A 16,196-nucleotide genomic window follows, 5' to 3' on the forward strand; every position below is an offset into this window, starting at 1 on the left:
ATAAGAGACATTTAACTTATTGATTTATATATGTCAGGACAGGTTCCCGTTAAGGTGTTGCTTAATAGCGACACTTAGCCTGGAAATCATTCACCTGACAATCAATGCATTTTAATAATAAAATGATTATTAATCATAAGGATAGTATCAATTTTTGCAATCTGGCACGCGCGTTGCATAATAGTAACCAGTGGCTCATTCACCTTCTTATGTCAGCCCCTTCGGGACGTGCTACATAAACTTCGAATGACGCACAAAAAGGTGCCTGCCGTCCAACTACTGATTATTGCAATGCTTTATCAGGCCAGGGCGAAACGTCGAGTTAGGCACCGCCTTATTCCATGACAAAGCCGGGTTTTTACCCGGCTTTGTTGTATCTGAAGGGCAGACTCAGTTACGCTCTCCTCAAACCCGGATGATGAGAGTAATGTGTTGAAACGCTGGCCCGCTTTCCCTCGCTCCCTGCGACAGCTCGTTATGATGGCCTTCCTGCTGATCCTGCTACCTTTGCTGGTTCTGGCGTGGCAGGCATGGCAAAGCCTGAATGCGTTAAGTGCCCAGGCGGCCCTGACTAACCGCACCACGCTTATTGATGCCCGCCGTAGCGAGGCAATGACCAACGCCGCGCTGGAGATGGAGCGTAGCTATCGCCAGTACTGCGTGCTGGACGACCGCACGCTGGAGAGGGTCTATCAGAACCAGCGTAAACGCTACAGCGAAATGCTGGATGCCCATGCCGGGGTCTTGCCGGATGACAAACTCTATCAGGCGCTGCGTCAGGATCTGAACGATCTGGCGCAGCTCCAGTGCAAAAACAGCGGTCCTGATGCTGCCGCCGCCGCCCGACTTGAAGCCTTCGCGAACGCCAATACGGAGATGGTGCAGTCCACCCGTACGGTTATCTTTTCCCGTGGGCAGCAACTCCAGCAGGAGATTGCCGAGCGCGGCCAGTTCTTCGGCTGGCAGGCGCTGGTGCTGTTCCTCGTCAGCCTTGGGCTGGTACTGCTCTTTACCCGCATGATCATCGGCCCCGTAAAAGGGATCCAGCGGATGATTAACCGCCTGGGGGAGGGCAAATCTCTCGGGGATACGGTTGTTTTTAAAGGCCCGCGCGAGCTGCGCTCGGTCGGTCAGCGTATCATCTGGCTTTCTGAACGCCTGGCGTGGCTGGAATCGCAGCGTCATCAGTTCCTGCGCCATATCTCACACGAACTCAAAACACCGCTGGCCAGTATGCGTGAAGGCACGGAGCTGCTGGCAGACGAAGTAGCGGGGCCGTTAACCCCTGAGCAAAAAGAGATCGTGGCGATTCTGGATGCCAGTAGCCGCAATTTACAAAAACTTATTGAACAACTGCTGGACTATAACCGCAAGCTGGCGGATGGTGCTGTGGTGCTTGAAAGCGTTGAGATTGAACCGTTGGTGGACATGGTGATCTCCGCCCATAGCCTGCCAGCAAGAGCTAAAATGATGCATACCCAGGTGGATCTCAATGCGCCTTCCTGCCTGGCAGAGCCGATGCTGTTAATGAGCGTACTGGATAATCTTTATTCCAATGCGGTGCACTATGGTACTGAATCCGGTACCATTTATATCAGAAGCAATAACAACGGTTCGCGGGTATTTATTGACGTAGCGAATACGGGAAGCCCGATTCCGGATGATGAAAAAACGATGATCTTTGAGCCCTTCTTCCAGGGGAGTCATCAGCGAAAAGGTGCGGTAAAAGGAAGTGGTCTGGGGCTGAGTATTGCCCGCGACTGCATACGACGCATGCAGGGTGAGCTTAACATCGTGAGTGATGAACGCGCCGATGTCTGTTTTCGTATCGAACTGCCTCTTGAGCCGGAAAAATCAATGAAATGAATAACAACCTGGTGAGTATGTCACACGTCTTTTACCGCGCACTGCGCGCGGTGTTTTCCAGCAAAAATGTGCGCCTGAGCCTGCCCTGCTTACTGCTGGCCGGCTGTGTAACCCATGCGCCGAAAAGTGCAATTAGCCACAAACAGGAAGATAAATGGCCGCAAAAACAGCTGGCCGATTTCCTTTCAACACGTTGCGATGATATCTGGAACCTGTCGGGGCGTGATGTTGAATCCAATCCGCTGTTCTGGCTGCGCGGAATAGACTGCGCCCAGCGGCTGGCGCCCGCCGAGGCCCGTGCCCAGGCGGCGATGATGGTGGACGATACCTGGCAGGACGCGTTTAAACGTGGGATCGTGATGGCGGATGCCAGAATCACGCCTGTCGAACGCCGCGCCAACGTGACGCGGCTGGATACTTATGTGATCAATATTCCCCCGCAGGTGCGCCCGGTCTATCAGCTCTGGCGGGATGGACAAACCCTGCAATTACAACTGTCTGAAGAGCGTTTCCGCTACAGCAAATTGCAGCAGTCGAGCGACAGCGAGCTTGATGCGCTTCGCCAGCAACAGGAGTCGCTGCGCGAGCAGCTGGAAACCACCACCCGCAAGCTCGAAAATCTGACCGATATCGAAAGACAGCTCTCGACGCGTAAGCCGGCAGGCAGCTATCTGCCCGATGGGTCGAAAGGCAACTCTGCCACGACGCCAGACAGTGAGACGCCGAAACAAGAGGATGTGAAGCCATGACAAGCCGTAAACCTGCCCATCTGTTACTGGTGGATGACGATCCCGGGCTGTTAAAGCTGCTGGGAATGCGTCTGGTCAGCGAAGGCTACAGCGTGGTCACCGCTGAAAGCGGGCAGGAGGGGCTGAAAGTGCTCAGCCGCGAGAAAATCGATCTGGTGATCAGTGATTTGCGCATGGATGAAATGGATGGCCTGCAACTGTTCACGGAGATCCAGAAGCAGCAGCCCGGGATGCCGGTGATTATCCTCACCGCTCACGGATCTATTCCTGATGCGGTGGCCGCGACGCAGCAGGGGGTATTCAGCTTCCTCACCAAACCAGTGGATAAAGACGCCCTCTATAAAGCAATCGACAGCGCCCTTGAGCATGCGGCGCCATCCGGCGACGACGTCTGGCGTGAATCCATCGTGACGCGTAGCCCTGTGATGCTGCGCCTGCTGGAACAGGCGCGGATGGTGGCGCAATCCGACGTTAGCGTGCTGATCAACGGCCAGAGCGGGACCGGGAAAGAGATCCTGGCCCAGGCTATCCACAACGCCAGCCCGCGCAGTAAAAATGCCTTTATTGCCATCAACTGTGGCGCGCTGCCGGAACAGCTGCTTGAGTCTGAGCTCTTCGGCCATGCCCGCGGCGCCTTTACCGGCGCGGTGAGCAGCCGTGAAGGGCTGTTCCAGGCGGCTGAGGGGGGCACGCTGTTTCTTGATGAAATTGGCGATATGCCCGCGCCGTTGCAGGTCAAACTGCTGCGCGTGTTGCAGGAGCGAAAAGTGCGTCCGCTTGGCAGCAACCGCGATATCGATATCAACGTGCGTATTATTTCCGCTACCCATCGCGATTTACCCAAGGTGATGGCGCGCAACGAGTTCCGTGAAGATCTTTACTATCGACTGAATGTCGTCAACCTTAAAATCCCGGCGCTGGCCGAGCGTGCGGAAGATATCCCGCTGCTGGCAAATCACCTTTTGCGCCAGGCCGCTGACCGCCACAAACCATTCGTGCGCGCGTTCTCCACCGATGCGATGAAACGCCTGATGACCGCAAGCTGGCCGGGCAACGTACGCCAGCTGGTGAACGTGATTGAGCAGTGCGTGGCGCTGACTTCATCACCGGTGATCAGCGATGCGCTGGTGGAGCAGGCGCTCGAGGGGGAAAACACGGCCTTACCGACGTTTGCGGAAGCGCGAAACCAGTTCGAGCTGAACTATCTGCGCAAGCTGCTGCAAATCACCAAAGGCAACGTGACCCACGCGGCGCGCATGGCCGGGCGTAACCGTACCGAGTTTTATAAATTGCTCTCACGCCACGAGCTGGAAGCGAACGATTTTAAAGAGTAATACCGCAAAATTCGCCTGAATATGATACTGTGAGCAACCGATTACGAGGCTGCTTACTGGCAAGAGTTTAAGGACCCACCATGAAAAAGATTGATGCGATTATTAAACCTTTCAAACTGGATGATGTACGTGAAGCGCTGGCAGAAGTAGGCATCACCGGGATGACCGTAACTGAAGTGAAAGGTTTTGGTCGTCAGAAGGGCCACACCGAGCTATACCGTGGCGCAGAGTACATGGTGGACTTTCTGCCGAAAGTGAAAATCGAGATCGTGGTGAGCGATGATATCGTCGATACCTGTGTGGATACCATCATCCGCACGGCGCAGACCGGTAAAATTGGCGACGGGAAAATCTTCGTCTTTGACGTGGCGCGCGTGATCCGTATCCGTACCGGCGAAGAAGACGACGCGGCGATTTAACATTCTTGCCGGGTGGCGCTGCGCGTACCCGGCCTAAAAAACCCTTCGTAGGCCCGTGCAAGCGCAGCGCCGCCGGGCGATTACAGCACTTTATGCGGGCCGAAACATTCGTAATGAATGTTGTCTTTATTCACGCCCAGGTCTACCAGCTGCTTCGCGGCATACTGCATAAACGCTACTGGCCCACAAACGTAGAACTGCATCCCCGGTGCGCTGAACGCCCCTTCATGCTGCCCTAAATTCATCAGGCCTTCGCTGTCGAAACGAGCCGCTGCGCGGTCTGCCTCCGTCGGCAGGCGATACCAGGTATGCGCGGTGAAACGCGGCAGGGTCGCTCCGAGCGCTTTGACTTCATCCGCAAAGGCGTGCACATCACCGTTCTCCGCCGCGTGGAACCAGTTAACCTGCGCGCTGTGGTTTGCTTTCGCCAGCGTATCCAGCATCGCCAGCATTGGCGTCTGACCTACGCCTGCGGAGATCAGCGTCACCGGGGTATTCGTTTCAACGGCCATAAAGAAATCGCCCGCCGGTGCCGCCAGATGGACCACGTCGCCCACGCTGGCTTCGTTATGCAGCCAGTTGGATACCTGACCGCCTTCCTCACGTTTAACCGCAATGCGATAGCCTTTGCCGTCTGGCTTGCGGGTCAGGGAGTACTGGCGAATCTCCTGGTGCGGGAAGCCTTCAGGCTTCAGCCAGACGCCCAGATACTGGCCCGGCTGGTAATCGGCAACCGGCTGACCGTCCACTGGCTCAAACTCAAAGCTGGTGATCAGTACGCTGCGCGGGGTTTTCTCAACGATGCGGAAGGCGCGCGTGCCTTCCCAGCCGCCATTCTTGCTGGCGTTTTCACTGTAGATCTGCGCTTCACGGTTGATGAATACGTTTGCCAGCACGCCATAGGCCTTACCCCAGGCATCCAGCACTTCCTGGCCCGGGCTGAACATTTCGTCCAGTGTTGCCAGCAGGTGACTGCCGACGATGTTGTACTGCTCAGGTTTGATCTGGAAGCTGGTGTGCTTCTGGGCGATTTTTTCCACCGCAGGCAGCAGAGCCGGCAGGTTTTCGATGTTGCTGGCATAGGCGGCAATAGCGTTAAACAGCGCTTCGCGCTGATCGCCGTTACGCTGGTTGCTCATGTTGAAAATCTCTTTGAGCTCCGGGTTATGCGCGAACATGCGATCGTAGAAATGGGCGGTCAGTTTAGGACCCGTTTCAACCAGCAGGGGGATTGTGGCTTTCACGGTAGCGATGGTTTGGGCGTCGAGCATAGCAGCTTCCTTCTGATGTTACTTTAATGATGTATTTTAGATGCATCTTATAAAAATACCCCTGCAATGTAAATGGTTCTTTGCATCGTGAAAAATATGCATCACAAAGCTGAAAAGAAATCCGTTGAAAATGGTGAGAGCTTTATTGCTCAAACCCTTGCGTGGCGTGGAGGTAAACGTTTGCGTAAAATCGTTTGTCAAGACCTGTTATCGCAGAACTATTCAGTTATACTGTTGCCCGTCGTCCAACAGGACTGCCTTTTCAGGCCAAAAATTTACTTGTTAGCTGAGTCAGGAGATGCGGATGTTAAAGCGTGAAATGAACATTGCCGATTATGATGCCGAACTGTGGCAGGCTATGGAGCAGGAAAAAGTACGTCAGGAAGAGCACATCGAACTGATCGCCTCCGAAAACTACACCAGCCCGCGCGTAATGCAGGCGCAGGGTTCTCAGCTGACCAACAAATATGCTGAAGGTTATCCGGGCAAGCGCTACTACGGCGGTTGCGAATACGTTGATATCGTCGAGCAGCTGGCGATTGACCGTGCGAAAGAACTCTTTGGCGCTGACTACGCGAACGTCCAGCCGCACTCTGGCTCTCAGGCTAACTTCGCTGTTTACACCGCGCTGTTGCAGCCGGGCGATACCGTTCTGGGTATGAACCTGGCGCAGGGCGGCCACCTGACTCACGGCTCCCCGGTTAACTTCTCCGGCAAACTGTACAACATCATCCCTTACGGTATTGATGAGTCCGGCAAAATTGACTACGAAGACATGGCGAAGCAGGCCAAAGAGCACAAGCCGAAGATGATCATCGGTGGCTTCTCTGCTTACTCCGGCATCGTTGACTGGGCAAAAATGCGTGAAATCGCTGACAGCATCGGCGCGTACCTGTTCGTCGACATGGCGCACGTTGCCGGTCTGATTGCGGCAGGCGTTTACCCGAACCCGGTTCCACATGCGCACGTTGTGACCACCACCACCCACAAAACCCTTGCAGGTCCACGCGGTGGCCTGATCCTGGCGAAAGGCGGTGACGAAGAGCTGTATAAAAAACTGAACTCCGCCGTGTTCCCAAGCGCCCAGGGCGGCCCGCTGATGCACGTTATCGCGGCAAAAGCGGTGGCGCTGAAAGAAGCGATGGAGCCAGAGTTCAAGGTGTATCAGCAGCAGGTTGCTAAAAACGCCAAAGCGATGGTGGAAGTGTTCCTGAACCGTGGCTACAAAGTGGTCTCTGGCGGTACTGAAAACCACCTGTTCCTGCTGGACCTGGTTGATAAGAACCTGACCGGTAAAGAAGCTGACGCTGCCCTCGGCCGCGCCAACATCACCGTCAACAAAAACAGCGTGCCAAACGATCCGAAGAGCCCGTTCGTGACCTCCGGTATCCGTATCGGTTCTCCGGCCGTCACTCGCCGCGGTTTCAAAGAAGCGGAAGTGAAAGAGCTGGCCGGCTGGATGTGTGACGTTCTGGACAACATCAATGACGACGCGGTTATCGAGCGCGTTAAAGGTAAAGTTCTGGACATCTGCGCACGTTTCCCGGTGTACGCATAATTCTCTGCGTCGCAGAACTGAAAAAGGCCGCTCATGCGGCCTTTTTTTATGGCTAACGTCGGTCGAGGGAGATGGCCCCCGGCCCGGTAATCGCCAGCAAAATAAAGGCGCCAGCGATACTCACATTTTTGTAGAAGTTAATCATATTTGGCAGAACCGCATCGCCCGTCATATCCCAGTAGTGGTGACCAATCACCGCCGTTCCCAGCGTATAGAAGACAAAGATCACAGCGAGGGGGCGGGTGAAAAAGCCCAGCACGATCAGAATCGCGGCGGGGACTTCCATCACCACCGCAATAATGGCGGCCAGCATGGGCATGGGGGCGCCGAGCGACGTCATGTACTGAACGGTGCCGCTAAACCCCGTCAGCTTGGGATAACCGAAAATAATAAACAGGACCACGATAGCAATGCGGGCAATTAAAAGCAGGAGAGAACGAGAGGAGCCGAAATCGAAATAACGTAAGCTGTTCATGACAAACGACCTCTTCAGGCGATGTTCTTTAAACGTAATACAATTTTGCCGCTCTCGCCATACGCCGACCGGCTGTCCATGATGTTAATTTATCGTTAATTTATAGCGCGCTAACGACTTGCTAAAATCAGGGATTAACGCCAGACTATCGCCTCCATTTCGGGAGGGATTCATGGTCTTGCATTCCACGCGCTGGCTGGCGCTCAGCTATTTCACCTATTTCTTTAGTTACGGTATTTTTTTGCCTTTCTGGAGCGTCTGGCTCAAGGGAATTGGTCTGACGCCTGAGACCATTGGCATCCTGCTGGGCGCGGGGCTGGTGGCACGTTTCCTGGGTAGCCTGCTGATTGCGCCCCGCGTCAGCGATCCCTCCTTACTGATTAAAGCGGTGCGAATTCTGGCCCTGCTGACGCTGGTCTTTGCGGCCTGTTTCTGGGTCAGCCATCAGTTTGCCTGGCTGATGGTGGTAATGGTTGGCTTTAATCTGTTCTTCTCCCCGCTGGTGCCGCTGACGGATGCCCTGGCGAACACCTGGCAAAAGCAGATCACCATGGACTATGGCCGCGTGCGCCTGTGGGGATCGATTGCCTTCGTGATCGGCTCTGCGCTGGTCGGGAAACTGGTCAGCCTCTATGACTATCGTGCCATTCTGGCGCTGTTAACGCTCGGCATCGCCTCGATGCTGCTCGGTATGTTGCTGCGTCCGTCGGTGATGCCGCAGGGCGAAAGCCGCCATCAGGAGAGCGCCGGCTGGCCCGCCTGGCGCTCGCTGGTGGCGCAAAGCTGGCGTTTCCTGGCCTGCGTCTGTCTGCTCCAGGGGGCACATGCGGCCTATTACGGCTTCAGCGCCATCTACTGGCAGGGGGCGGGCTACTCGGCTTCTGCGGTAGGCTACCTGTGGTCGCTCGGCGTGGTGGCGGAGGTCATTATCTTCGCGCTGAGCCAAAAACTTTTCCGTCGTTTCGGGGCGCGTGACCTGCTGCTGCTTTCCGCCGTATGCGGCGTGGTGCGCTGGGGCATCATGGGCTGGACGACTGAGCTGCCGTGGCTGATTGTGGCGCAAATTCTGCACTGCGGAACCTTCACCGTGTGCCATCTGGCGGCTATGCGCTACATCGCGGCGCGAGAAGGTGGGGACGTTATTCGTCTTCAGGCGGTCTATTCAGCGGTGGCGATGGGCGGCAGTATTGCGGTGATGACCGTATTTGCCGGTTTCCTCTATCAGCACCTGGGGCACGGTGTGTTCTGGGTGATGGCGCTGGTCGCTTTACCGGCCATCGTCATCCGCCCTAAAGTCGCTGCTCGCACGTAACTATGATTCGAGCATAACGCGAATATGTTCCTGCTGCTGCGTGTTCAGGGCCTCAACGGCATGAATGAGCGGCGGCGAGAACAGCGGCAAGGCGGTTGGATAAGGCGTAATGACCAGCGCCGCCTCGCGGGGGGCGCCCTCCTTCTTAAACGCCTCCAGGCTAAGATAACGAATATTGAGCGGCAGCAGCGTCAGCTCGCGAAGCTGCTGCTCAATTAACGCTTCGCAGGCTTTATCTTCCCCCGTTAACAGGACCACCTGTTTTTCATGCAGGTCGGTCTCCTGCATCAGCCAGGCACCAAAAATCACCGCCACCAGAGCCATCTCTTCACCGGAGAATCGCAGACCAAATTCGGCTTCCAGCTCAAACAGCGCCTCTTTAGTGGTGCGCAGCAGCCGGGGGTATAAACGGTGGATCTCTTCCGGCAGACTGTTGTCGATGCCGATGTCAAATAAGGAGCGGTCCAGCGCCTGAGCCAGATGAATATAAAGCTGATCGGTCAGCCCTTGCTCATCACTGAAGTTCATCCCGGTTTGCGCCCGGAAACGGGCAATCATACGCACGATGGCGCGACGCAGGCGCTGATCCTGCTGGTGTTTATCCATCACCGGGTCGGGTGTGCGAAGCATCATAAACAGCAGCGCCAGGAACAGCTGTTCATCGCTATGCGTTCCCTGCGGGACGCGCCGTTTCCAGTGGCGGACAATTTCCTGCGCCGTAAAGTATTCCCCTCGGGACTGCGTCCAGCTGCGCTGAACGGGCGAAAACTCTGGCGTATTGCCCAGATGATGCTGAATCAGACAATATTGCAGATAAAGCTGTAAAAACTGTACGTCGCGGGACTCAAACTGGCGCTGAAGCTTGCGCGCACAAAAGTTGATAAGCGCTCGAAGGTTCGCATCGTCATAAAGCGGGCGGGCAATGCCGTGCTGTTTAAGCGCGGTTTTTAAGGCAGGGGTAAACTGTTGGGCGACAAAATGTGGACAGAGCCGAAGCGCCCTGCGCAGCCAGTGCAGCAGGCACAAACGTTGATTCAGGGCGGAACCCTCAATTCGGTAGCAGCCATCATGGTGCGTGACGATATCAAGCCGATGATAGCGCTGGATTTCATCGCGCGTCTCGGCTATATCTTGCCGTGCCATGACGTCGTCCACGCCGTTGGCAGCGATTATGCTCTGTGCGGTGATGGCAGCATCGGGCAGGTAAAGCATCAAAAGCACCTGGCAGCGGCGCTGCGAACTGGAAAGCACAGATGGAATTTCAAGCGTCGTCATCATCTGTCGGGTATCCAGTGTGAATGTTTGATAAGAATAGCTAAAGGATGGGCGCTGAAAAGCGCACCGGCAGGCCTTTCACTCAGGATTGCTGGCGAACATCACAGAATTTTTGACGTGAGGAACAGATGCAAATAGTTAAACAAAGCGCGGTAGCGTTATTTTTGGCGGTTTTCACTTGTGCCGCCGGCGCACATCCTCACAGTTTTATCAGCCTGAAAACCGAACTGGTGACGGACGGCACGCAGCTCAGCGGCCTGAAAATGCGCTGGACGATGGATGAAATCACCTCCGCCGACCTGCTGTACGATGCCGGAAACGCAAAGCCCGGCGATGAGATCTGGAAAAAGCTGGCGGCGGAAGTGATGGCCAACGTGCTGGGTCAGCACTACTTCACCGAGTTCTGGCACAACGGACAAAAGGTGAAATTTCTCAACCGTCCCACGGTGTACGGTATGACCCGCGACGGACATCAGGCGGTGCTGACCTTTATCCTTCCGCTGGCGCACCCTCAACCCCTGGCCGGGCAGAAGTACAGGTTTTCCACGTTTGACCCAACCTACTATGTCGATATGCGCTATGACAATGACAGCGACGTACGGCTGCCGGACGCGCTGCAAAAAAGCTGCAAAATTGCCGTGCACACCCCGAAACCCAGCGAAGAGATGCTGAACTTTGCCGTTTCTCTTGATAAAGAGGATGCGCCCCCCGAAGACATGGAGTTAGGTAAACAGTTTGCGCAGGAGGTGACGTTACAATGTCAGTGATCTCCTCTCCCGTCAGTAAGCCGCGTCGCTGGCTGCACCTCTGGCCTCTGGCGCTCTTTTTGTTGTTAGCGGTTGGCGGCGCGCTCTGGCTGTGGCAGGCATGGCCGCAGGTGATGATGAAAAGCATCCTCTGGCAGCGGGAAGTTAATCAGCAGATGAGCGGTCTGCTGAAAGCCGTGGCGGAAAATCCGACCAAAGCGGGCGGCGCTCTTCTGGCGTTCAGCTTTATCTATGGCGTGCTGCATGCCCTGGGACCGGGGCACGGCAAAATCGTCATCACGACCTGGCTTGCCACGCATCCGTCGAAGCTGAAATCGAGTATCGGCCTGACGCTGGCTTCTTCTTTACTTCAGGGCGGTGTGGCGATTGCGCTGGTCGTGGTCGTCCTTTCGCTGCTACAGCTGCCGGCCCGCCAGCTGCATATGAGCAGCTTCTGGCTGGAGAAGGGGAGTTACGCGCTGGTAGGCGTGCTGGGGCTGATCCTCTGCTGGCGGGCGCTGAAAAAATTGCGCGCGTTGCTGCGAAAACCAAAATTCAAATCCTTTACACCGCATCACGTTCACCATGAAAACTGCGGGTGCGGGCATCAGCATCTGCCGACGCAGGAACAATTACAGAACAGTGAGGACTGGCGTGCGCGCCTGATGATTGTTCTCTCAATGGGGATGCGTCCGTGCTCGGGCGCAATCCTGGTGCTGTTGTTCAGCAAAGTGACAGGCGTATTTGGCTGGGGCATGCTTTCGGCGCTGGCGATGGCGGCGGGAACGTCTCTGACGATCTCTTCGTTAGCCCTGCTGGTGCACAGCTTCCGTCAGCTGGCGGTAAAACTCAGCGGCAATAAAACGCCGGTATTGTGGCGACAGGTTGGCTGGATAACGCTTGCGCTGGCGGGCGGGGTGATTCTGCTGGTGGCTGCGGTGACAATGTGGATGAGCGCGGTGCCGGTGGGTAGGGGGTTGCGGCCTTTCTAGCCGTATCTGAGGCGTGTTGTAAGCCCGGTAAACGTAGCGCCACCGGGCTTAACAGACTGAATTAACGCTTCAGCGCATCGCTCAGTTCATCACGCATGTTTGCCAGCATGGCTTTAACAACGCGCGGGTTACCTGCAACGATGTTGCCGGTAGACATATAGTTATGGCCGCCGGTGAAGTCGCAAACAATCGCGCCAGCTTCACGAGCGATCAGCTCGCCCGCCGCAAAGTCCCACGGCTTCAGTGACAGCTCAAAGTAACCGTCAACGCGGCCGGTCGCCACGTAGGCCAGATCCAGTGCAGCAGAGCCGGTGCGACGGAAGTCCGCGCATTCGGTGAACAGCTTGCCCAGGATATTCATATAAGTGGTTGCGTGCTGCTTCGCCTTGAACGGGAAGCCGGTCGCCAGAATCGTGCCGTCCAGATCGCGTGCATTGCTGCAACGCAGACGGTAGCCGTTCAGCTGCGCGCCCTGACCGCGGGTTGCGGTGAACAGTTCGTTACGCATTGGATCGTAAACAACGGCGACTTCAGTACGGCCTTTGATGCGTACTGCGATAGACACAGAGAAGTGTGGCAGGCGTTTGACGAAGTTGGTGGTGCCATCCAGTGGATCGATAACCCATTGAACATCCTGATCGGTACCTTCATGTTCACCGCTTTCTTCGGTGATGATGGTGTGCTGCGGGTAAGATTTGCGAATCGTTTCGATAATAATCGCTTCTGCGGCTTTATCGACGTTCGTCACGAAATCATTGCTGCCTTTCTGGCTGGTTTCTACGGAGTCTGGGGTTTCGTAGTGTTTGGCAATTACATTACCCGCCTTGCGCGCTGCGCGCACGGCGATGGTCAGCATCGGATGCATCGGTCTCTCTCACTGGATGTTAAAGAACAGGAAAATCGGCGCAGAGTATAGCAGCGGGATCGGATTATGTCTCTCGTTTATGATAATATGCCCGAATATTCTTCAGACACTGAATCCAGACATTTAAAAATTATGCTGCAAAACATTCGAATCGTGCTGGTCGAAACATCGCACACCGGCAACATGGGCTCTGTGGCCCGCGCTATGAAAACCATGGGCTTAACGAACCTGTGGCTGGTGAATCCGCTGGTGAAACCAGACTCTCAGGCTATTGCTCTGGCGGCCGGCGCCAGCGACGTGATCGGGAATGCGCAGATCGTGGACACCCTGGATGAAGCCCTGGCCGGTTGCAGCCTGGTGGTGGGGACCAGCGCGCGCTCCCGTACGCTGCCCTGGCCGATGCTGGACCCGCGCGAATGCGGCCTGAAAAGCATCTCAGAAGCGGAACAGGCGCCGGTTGCGCTGGTGTTTGGCCGTGAACGTGTTGGCCTGACCAACGAGGAATTACAGAAGTGCCACTATCACGTGGCGATTGCCGCCAATCCGGAATACAGCTCGCTGAATCTGGCGATGGCGGTGCAGGTGATCGCCTACGAAGTGCGCATGGCATGGCTGGCAACGCAGGAGAAACCGGTGGAACCTAAAGAAGAGACGGCCTACCCGCTGGTGGACGACCTCGAGCGCTTCTACGGTCATCTGGAGCAGACGCTGCTCTCAACCGGCTTTATCCGTGAAGGCCACCCGGGCCAGGTGATGAATAAGCTGCGCCGTATGTTCACCCGCGCGCGCCCGGAAAGCCAGGAGCTGAACATCCTGCGCGGGATTCTGGCGTCGATTGAGCAGAAGAATAAGGAATAGTGTCGTCTGTTCGCCGGGTGGCGCTGCGCTTACCCGACCTACAAAGCCCGTAGGCCCCTGCAAGCGCAGCGCCGCCGGGCAAAAAAAACGGCACAGAAGGTTAAATACCTGACTAAAACAGTCAAGTAAATAGTTGACCAATTTAGTCAGGAATGTCAGACTTGGCCCTGCTATGCAATACCCCCATTTTACAATAAAAAACCCCGGGCAGGGGCGAGTTTGAGGTTAAGTAAGACATGAGACTGACATCTAAAGGGCGTTATGCCGTGACCGCGATGCTGGACGTTGCGCTCAACTCCGAAGCGGGCCCGGTTCCGTTGGCTGATATTTCTGAACGACAAGGGATCTCCCTCTCTTACCTGGAACAGCTGTTCTCCAGACTGCGTAAAAATGGACTGGTGTCCAGCGTTCGTGGCCCGGGCGGCGGTTATCTGCTGGGTAAAGACGCGGGCAGTATTGCGGTTGGCGAAGTGATTAGCGCCGTTGACGAATCCGTCGACGCGACCCGTTGCCAGGGTAAAGGCGGCTGCCAGGGCGGCGATAAGTGCCTGACCCACGCGCTGTGGCGCGATCTGAGCGACCGTCTGACCGGCTTCCTGAACAACATCACCCTGGGTGAACTGGTGAATAACCAGGAAGTTCTGGACGTGTCGGGTCGTCAGCAAAGCCATGAATCACAGCGCAGCACCCGTTCGCAGGACGCCATCGACGTTAAACTGCGCGCGTAATTAAAAAGATAAGTATTCAGAATCAGGCCGGGGTGGTCACACCCCGCGTACTCGGTCGTACATCCAGCCGGTTGCCTGATTCCTTGCATTGAAGCGATGTACGGAGTTTATAGAGCAATGAAATTACCGATTTATCTCGATTACTCCGCAACCACGCCGGTGGACCCGCGTGTTGCCGAGAAAATGATGCAGTGTCTGACCCTGGACGGAAACTTTGGTAACCCAGCTTCCCGTTCTCACCGTTTTGGCTGGCATGCTGAAGAGGCGGTTGATATCGCCCGTAATCAGATTGCTGACCTGGTCGGTGCCGACCCGCGTGAAATTGTTTTCACCTCCGGTGCGACCGAATCCGACAACCTGGCGATCAAAGGTGCTGCCAACTTTTATCAGAAAAAAGGCAAGCACATCATCACCAGCAAAACCGAACACAAAGCCGTGCTGGACACCTGCCGTCAGCTGGAGCGTGAAGGGTTCGAAGTGACTTACCTGGCGCCGCAGAGCAACGGGATCATCGACCTGAAAGAGCTCGAAGCGGCCATGCGTGATGACACCATTCTGGTTTCCATCATGCACGTTAACAACGAAATCGGCGTTGTGCAGGACATCGCAACCATCGGCGAAATGTGCCGTGCGCGCGGCATCATCTACCACGTGGATGCGACCCAGAGCGTGGGCAAACTGCCTATCGACCTGAGCCAGCTGAAAGTGGACCTGATGTCCTTCTCCGGTCACAAAATCTATGGTCCGAAAGGTATCGGCGCGCTGTACGTTCGTCGTAAGCCACGTATCCGCATCGAAGCACAGATGCACGGCGGTGGTCACGAGCGCGGCATGCGTTCCGGTACGCTGCCTGTTCACCAGATCGTGGGCATGGGCGAAGCGTATCGCATCGCGAAAGAAGAGATGGAAACCGAGATGGCACGCCTGCGTACGCTGCGTAACCGTCTGTGGGACGGCGTGAAAGATATGGAAGAAGTGTATCTGAACGGCGATCTCGAGCAGGGCGCGCCAAACATCCTCAACGTCAGCTTCAACTATGTTGAAGGCGAGTCGCTGATCATGGCGCTGAAAGACCTGGCCGTTTCTTCCGGTTCTGCCTGTACGTCTGCAAGCCTGGAGCCATCCTACGTGCTGCGCGCGCTGGGTATGACTGACGAGCTGGCACACAGCTCTATCCGTTTCTCTTTAGGTCGTTTTACTACCGAAGAAGAGATTGACTACACCATCAAACTGGTTCGTAACTCCATTGGCCGTCTGCGCGACCTTTCTCCACTGTGGGAAATGTTCAAGCAGGGCGTGGATCTGAACAGCATTGAATGGTCACATCACTAATCGGTACATAAGGAGAATTCAATCATGGCATACAGCGAAAAAGTTATCGATCATTACGAGAACCCGCGCAACGTTGGCTCTTTTGACAACAGCGATGAATCTGTCGGTAGCGGTATGGTTGGCGCGCCAGCGTGTGGCGACGTGATGAAGTTGCAGATTAAAGTCAACAATGAAGGTATCATTGAAGACGCGCGCTTCAAGACCTACGGCTGCGGTTCAGCTATCGCGTCCAGCTCCCTGGTCACCGAATGGGTGAAGGGCAAGTCTCTGGACGAAGCACAGGCAATCAAGAACACGGATATTGCTGAAGAACTCGAACTGCCGCCGGTGAAAATTCACTGCTCAATTCTGGCAGAAGACGCGATCAAAGCCGCCATTGCGGATTACAAAAGCAAACGTGAAGCAAAATAATTGAG

At 55.6% G+C, this 16,196-nt stretch carries 16 protein-coding genes; 12 read left to right on the forward strand and 4 right to left on the reverse strand.

Annotated elements, in window-relative coordinates; translation table 11 throughout:
- Positions 1 to 432 precede the first annotated feature (432 nt).
- From qseE to glnB, 4 genes are all read left to right on the forward strand, one after another.
- Positions 433 to 1,866: a two component system sensor histidine kinase QseE/GlrK gene (qseE, locus tag ACOTWU_RS20850; protein ID WP_003860691.1), complete on the forward strand. Its 1,434-nt coding sequence runs from the start codon at positions 433 to 435 to the stop codon at positions 1,864 to 1,866.
- Complete coding sequence (qseG, locus tag ACOTWU_RS20855; protein WP_252049246.1) at positions 1,863 to 2,615, forward strand: two-component system QseEF-associated lipoprotein QseG; 753 nt, start codon at positions 1,863 to 1,865, stop codon at positions 2,613 to 2,615. Before qseE ends, qseG begins: the two co-directional genes overlap by 4 nt.
- A complete protein-coding gene (gene glrR, locus ACOTWU_RS20860; RefSeq protein ID WP_040117991.1) occupies positions 2,612 to 3,949 on the forward strand; it encodes a two-component system response regulator GlrR in 1,338 nt (445 codons plus the stop codon). The genes qseG and glrR overlap by 4 nt, the downstream gene beginning before the upstream one ends.
- A gap of 80 nt (positions 3,950 to 4,029) precedes the next feature.
- The gene (glnB, locus tag ACOTWU_RS20865) at positions 4,030 to 4,368 is read left to right on the forward strand and encodes a nitrogen regulatory protein P-II (RefSeq protein WP_003860685.1); all 339 of its coding nucleotides are present in this window, start codon (positions 4,030 to 4,032) and stop codon (positions 4,366 to 4,368) included.
- Between the two features lie 80 nt (positions 4,369 to 4,448).
- On the opposite strand, the gene hmpA is transcribed toward glnB, so the two are convergent.
- Entirely contained in the window at positions 4,449 to 5,639 is a 1,191-nt protein-coding gene (hmpA, locus tag ACOTWU_RS20870) for an NO-inducible flavohemoprotein (RefSeq protein ID WP_040117990.1), read from the reverse strand.
- A 304-nt stretch (positions 5,640 to 5,943) separates the two neighbouring features.
- Between hmpA and glyA the strand changes: the two genes are divergently transcribed.
- The gene (gene glyA / locus ACOTWU_RS20875) at positions 5,944 to 7,197 is read left to right on the forward strand and encodes a serine hydroxymethyltransferase (RefSeq protein ID WP_003860678.1); all 1,254 of its coding nucleotides are present in this window, start codon (positions 5,944 to 5,946) and stop codon (positions 7,195 to 7,197) included.
- Between the two features lie 52 nt (positions 7,198 to 7,249).
- On the opposite strand, the gene ACOTWU_RS20880 is transcribed toward glyA, so the two are convergent.
- The gene (locus tag ACOTWU_RS20880) at positions 7,250 to 7,672 is read right to left on the reverse strand and encodes a DoxX family protein (protein ID WP_003860675.1); all 423 of its coding nucleotides are present in this window, start codon (positions 7,670 to 7,672) and stop codon (positions 7,250 to 7,252) included.
- Positions 7,673 to 7,844: 172 nt separating this feature from the next.
- On the opposite strand from ACOTWU_RS20880, the gene ACOTWU_RS20885 reads away from it, so the two are divergent.
- Positions 7,845 to 8,984 (forward strand): 3-phenylpropionate MFS transporter, encoded by a 1,140-nt coding sequence (locus tag ACOTWU_RS20885; RefSeq protein WP_023295157.1) that lies wholly within the window; start codon positions 7,845 to 7,847, stop codon positions 8,982 to 8,984.
- Here ACOTWU_RS20885 and csiE read toward each other — a convergent pair whose 3' ends face one another.
- Positions 8,985 to 10,262, reverse strand: coding sequence for a stationary phase inducible protein CsiE (gene csiE, locus ACOTWU_RS20890; protein ID WP_015572154.1), 1,278 nt, complete (start codon positions 10,260 to 10,262; stop codon positions 8,985 to 8,987).
- Between the two features lie 125 nt (positions 10,263 to 10,387).
- Here csiE and ACOTWU_RS20895 point away from each other — a divergent pair, with 125 nt between their 5' ends.
- Positions 10,388 to 11,026: a DUF1007 family protein gene (locus tag ACOTWU_RS20895; RefSeq protein ID WP_017692913.1), complete on the forward strand. Its 639-nt coding sequence runs from the start codon at positions 10,388 to 10,390 to the stop codon at positions 11,024 to 11,026.
- Positions 11,017 to 11,997, forward strand: a complete 981-nt coding sequence (locus tag ACOTWU_RS20900) for a nickel/cobalt transporter (RefSeq protein WP_040117989.1) — start codon at positions 11,017 to 11,019, stop codon at positions 11,995 to 11,997. Before ACOTWU_RS20895 ends, ACOTWU_RS20900 begins: the two co-directional genes overlap by 10 nt.
- A 61-nt stretch (positions 11,998 to 12,058) precedes the next feature.
- Here ACOTWU_RS20900 and suhB read toward each other — a convergent pair whose 3' ends face one another.
- Positions 12,059 to 12,862: an inositol-1-monophosphatase gene (suhB, locus tag ACOTWU_RS20905; RefSeq protein ID WP_003860668.1), complete on the reverse strand. Its 804-nt coding sequence runs from the start codon at positions 12,860 to 12,862 to the stop codon at positions 12,059 to 12,061.
- A 132-nt stretch (positions 12,863 to 12,994) separates the two neighbouring features.
- Here suhB and trmJ point away from each other — a divergent pair, with 132 nt between their 5' ends.
- The 4 genes from trmJ (at position 12,995) to iscU (ending at position 16,191) form a co-directional block, all read left to right on the forward strand.
- The gene (gene trmJ, locus ACOTWU_RS20910) at positions 12,995 to 13,720 is read left to right on the forward strand and encodes a tRNA (cytosine(32)/uridine(32)-2'-O)-methyltransferase TrmJ (RefSeq protein ID WP_015572157.1); all 726 of its coding nucleotides are present in this window, start codon (positions 12,995 to 12,997) and stop codon (positions 13,718 to 13,720) included.
- 236 nt (positions 13,721 to 13,956) lie between these two features.
- Positions 13,957 to 14,448: a Fe-S cluster assembly transcriptional regulator IscR gene (iscR, locus tag ACOTWU_RS20915; RefSeq protein ID WP_015572158.1), complete on the forward strand. Its 492-nt coding sequence runs from the start codon at positions 13,957 to 13,959 to the stop codon at positions 14,446 to 14,448.
- 117 nt (positions 14,449 to 14,565) lie between these two features.
- A complete protein-coding gene (iscS, locus tag ACOTWU_RS20920) occupies positions 14,566 to 15,780 on the forward strand; it encodes a cysteine desulfurase (RefSeq protein ID WP_003860663.1) in 1,215 nt (404 codons plus the stop codon).
- Positions 15,781 to 15,804: 24 nt separating this feature from the next.
- The gene (gene iscU, locus ACOTWU_RS20925) at positions 15,805 to 16,191 is read left to right on the forward strand and encodes a Fe-S cluster assembly scaffold IscU (RefSeq protein ID WP_003860661.1); all 387 of its coding nucleotides are present in this window, start codon (positions 15,805 to 15,807) and stop codon (positions 16,189 to 16,191) included.
- Positions 16,192 to 16,196: the final 5 nt, after the last annotated feature.

Origin of the sequence: Enterobacter cloacae complex sp. GYL001 (genome assembly GCF_049237125.1) — a bacterium.
GTDB lineage: Bacteria > Pseudomonadota > Gammaproteobacteria > Enterobacterales > Enterobacteriaceae > Enterobacter > Enterobacter hormaechei_C.

What these genes read in the sequence shown, in the direction of transcription:
- ACOTWU_RS20885 (WP_023295157.1), top strand. Translation starts at nt 7,845, where the DNA reads ATGGTCTTGCATTCCACGCGCTGGCTGGCGCTCAGCTATTTCACCTAT.
- suhB (WP_003860668.1), bottom strand. Translation starts at nt 12,862, where the DNA reads ATGCATCCGATGCTGACCATCGCCGTGCGCGCAGCGCGCAAGGCGGGT.
- iscR (WP_015572158.1), top strand. Translation starts at nt 13,957, where the DNA reads ATGAGACTGACATCTAAAGGGCGTTATGCCGTGACCGCGATGCTGGAC.
- iscS (WP_003860663.1), top strand. Translation starts at nt 14,566, where the DNA reads ATGAAATTACCGATTTATCTCGATTACTCCGCAACCACGCCGGTGGAC.
- trmJ (WP_015572157.1), top strand. Translation starts at nt 12,995, where the DNA reads ATGCTGCAAAACATTCGAATCGTGCTGGTCGAAACATCGCACACCGGC.
- ACOTWU_RS20895 (WP_017692913.1), top strand. Translation starts at nt 10,388, where the DNA reads ATGCAAATAGTTAAACAAAGCGCGGTAGCGTTATTTTTGGCGGTTTTC.
- iscU (WP_003860661.1), top strand. Translation starts at nt 15,805, where the DNA reads ATGGCATACAGCGAAAAAGTTATCGATCATTACGAGAACCCGCGCAAC.
- glyA (WP_003860678.1), top strand. Translation starts at nt 5,944, where the DNA reads ATGTTAAAGCGTGAAATGAACATTGCCGATTATGATGCCGAACTGTGG.
- csiE (WP_015572154.1), bottom strand. Translation starts at nt 10,262, where the DNA reads ATGATGACGACGCTTGAAATTCCATCTGTGCTTTCCAGTTCGCAGCGC.
- glrR (WP_040117991.1), top strand. Translation starts at nt 2,612, where the DNA reads ATGACAAGCCGTAAACCTGCCCATCTGTTACTGGTGGATGACGATCCC.
- hmpA (WP_040117990.1), bottom strand. Translation starts at nt 5,639, where the DNA reads ATGCTCGACGCCCAAACCATCGCTACCGTGAAAGCCACAATCCCCCTG.
- qseG (WP_252049246.1), top strand. Translation starts at nt 1,863, where the DNA reads ATGAATAACAACCTGGTGAGTATGTCACACGTCTTTTACCGCGCACTG.
- ACOTWU_RS20900 (WP_040117989.1), top strand. Translation starts at nt 11,017, where the DNA reads ATGTCAGTGATCTCCTCTCCCGTCAGTAAGCCGCGTCGCTGGCTGCAC.
- glnB (WP_003860685.1), top strand. Translation starts at nt 4,030, where the DNA reads ATGAAAAAGATTGATGCGATTATTAAACCTTTCAAACTGGATGATGTA.
- ACOTWU_RS20880 (WP_003860675.1), bottom strand. Translation starts at nt 7,672, where the DNA reads ATGAACAGCTTACGTTATTTCGATTTCGGCTCCTCTCGTTCTCTCCTG.